The sequence below is a fragment of the Ensifer sp. 4252 genome (assembly GCF_050434565.1).
Classification (GTDB): domain Bacteria; phylum Pseudomonadota; class Alphaproteobacteria; order Rhizobiales; family Rhizobiaceae; genus Ensifer.
The window spans coordinates 1-2,500 of record NZ_JBNDIU010000060.1; the positions used below are offsets into that span (position 1 = coordinate 1).

Here is a 2,500-nt window from a genome sequence, read left to right on the forward strand (position 1 = left end):
GCGGGCTTTTTTGATTTGGTTGCGGGGGCAGGATTTGAACCTGCGGCCTTCAGGTTATGAGCCTGACGAGCTACCGGGCTGCTCCACCCCGCGCCAAGCGTAAATCCCGAGGGGATTTATCGCGGTAACGTAAATCCTTTGGGATTTATGGTCTCTGCCGAGCAAATCCGAAGGATTTGTCTCGTGTAAGGGGCACTGTCTTCTCAGCTTACCTAAGCAAAAGGGCCGCTTGAGGGCGGCCCGATGTTCGGCAGGGCCGAAGTCGTGTGTCGAGAAGATTTTCGGTTTGTTTTCTTGCGATTTGCAGACCTGGCAGCGACCTACTCTCCCGCGTCTTAAGACGAAGTACCATCGGCGCTGGGGCGTTTCACGGCCGTGTTCGGAATGGGAACGGGTGCAGCCACCCCGCCAGAACCACCAGGTCGGCAAAGCGCAAGATTTGCCCTTAGCTTAGGGCAAACCGAATGAGAAGCTGGTGAGGCCGGGGTAAACCGCCTCTTTTTGTTTTGAACACGTCACTGTCTGCGCCTCGGCCGTAAGGCCGCAAGCGCAGAGCGCGTCGCGCCTTGTGGCGCGCGCCGTCGGCAGCGCAGCGATCTACAGATCGCGTCAGCGTGCGGACAAAGGTCGTTGCGATGCTCATCTTCGATGAGCATAGGCAACAAGAACGATCAAGCCAATCGAACGATTAGTACTGGTAAGCTTCATGCGTTGCCGCACTTCCACACCCAGCCTATCAACGTGGTAGTCTTCCACGGTTCTCAAGGGAATACTCGTTTTCAGGTTGGTTTCCCGCTTAGATGCCTTCAGCGGTTATCCATTCCATATATAGCTACCCTGCTATGCCCTTGGCAGGACAACAGGTCCACCAGAGATATGTCCATCCCGGTCCTCTCGTACTAGGGACAGATCCTGTCAATATTCCTACACCCACGGCAGATAGGGACCGAACTGTCTCACGACGTTCTGAACCCAGCTCACGTACCGCTTTAATTGGCGAACAGCCAAACCCTTGGGACCTGCTCCAGCCCCAGGATGCGATGAGCCGACATCGAGGTGCCAAACAACCCCGTCGATATGGACTCTTGGGGGTCATCAGCCTGTTATCCCCGGCGTACCTTTTATCCGTTGAGCGATGGCCCTTCCACGCGGGACCACCGGATCACTATGACCGACTTTCGTCTCTGCTCGACTTGTCAGTCTCGCAGTCAGGCGGGCTTATGCCATTGCACTCGACGACCGATTTCCGACCGGTCTGAGCCCACCATCGCGCGCCTCCGTTACTCTTTCGGAGGCGACCGCCCCAGTCAAACTACCCACCATACACTGTCCCGGATCCGGATAACGGACCGCGGTTAGACATCCATGACGATAAGGGTGGTATTTCAAGGATGGCTCCACAAGAACTGGCGTCCCTGCTTCAAAGCCTACCACCTATCCTACACATGCCGACACGAATGCCAGTGTAAAGCTATAGTAAAGGTGCACGGGGTCTTTCCGTCTGACCGCAGGAACCCCGCATCTTCACGGGGAATTCAATTTCACTGAGTCTATGCTGGAGACAGCGGGGAAGTCGTTACGCCATTCGTGCAGGTCGGAACTTACCCGACAAGGAATTTCGCTACCTTAGGACCGTTATAGTTACGGCCGCCGTTTACTGGGGCTTCGATTCAGAGCTTGCACCCCTCCTCTTAACCTTCCAGCACCGGGCAGGCGTCAGACCCTATACGTCGTCTTGCGACTTCGCAGAGCCCTGTGTTTTTGATAAACAGTCGCTACCCCCTGGTCTGTGCCACCCTTTTCGACTTGCGTCAAAAAGGGTCACGCTTCTTCCGAAGTTACGCGTGCAATTTGCCGAGTTCCTTCAGCATAGTTCTCTCAAGCGCCTTGGTATACTCTACCTGACCACCTGTGTCGGTTTCGGGTACGGTCTATACGGTGGAGCTATTTCCTGGAACCGCGTCCCTGCACACCCAATCCAATAAGAGCGTACAAGTTAAGCAATCCGTCACTACCACCAGGCCCACGAATATTAACGTGGTTCCCATCGACTACGCGTGTCCGCCTCGTCTTAGGGGCCGGCTAACCCTGCTCAGATTAACTTTAAGCAGGAACCCTTGGTCTTTCGGCGAGAGGGTCTCTCACCCTCTTTATCGTTACTCATGTCAACATTCGCACTTCCGATACCTCCAGGACCCCTCACAGGTATCCCTTCACAGGCTTACGGAACGCTCCGCTACCACTGCACATTCAAAGAATGCACAATCCTCAGCTTCGGTGCATGGCTTTAGCCCCGTTACATTTTCGGCGCAAAGACCCTTAATTAGACCAGTGAGCTGTTACGCTTTCTTTAAATGATGGCTGCTTCTAAGCCAACATCCTGGTTGTTTTGGGATCCTCACATCCTTTCCCACTTAGCCATGACTTGGGGACCTTAGCTGGAGGTCAGGGTTGTTGCCCTCTTCACGACGGACGTTAGCACCCGCCGTGTGTCTGCCGA

The 2,500-nt window shown here is 54.8% G+C and carries 1 tRNA gene and 2 rRNA genes (1 of these 3 cut by a window edge); all 3 read right to left on the reverse strand.

Annotation, left to right across the window (positions count from 1 at the left end):
- Positions 1–16 precede the first annotated feature (16 nt).
- Positions 17–93: transfer RNA gene (locus ABIE33_RS35940), tRNA-Met, on the reverse strand.
- 214 nt (positions 94–307) lie between these two features.
- Positions 308–422: ribosomal RNA gene (gene rrf, locus ABIE33_RS35945) — 5S ribosomal RNA — on the reverse strand.
- A gap of 245 nt (positions 423–667) precedes the next feature.
- Positions 668–2,500, reverse strand: a 23S ribosomal RNA gene (locus tag ABIE33_RS35950) (it continues 1,031 nt past the right edge of the window).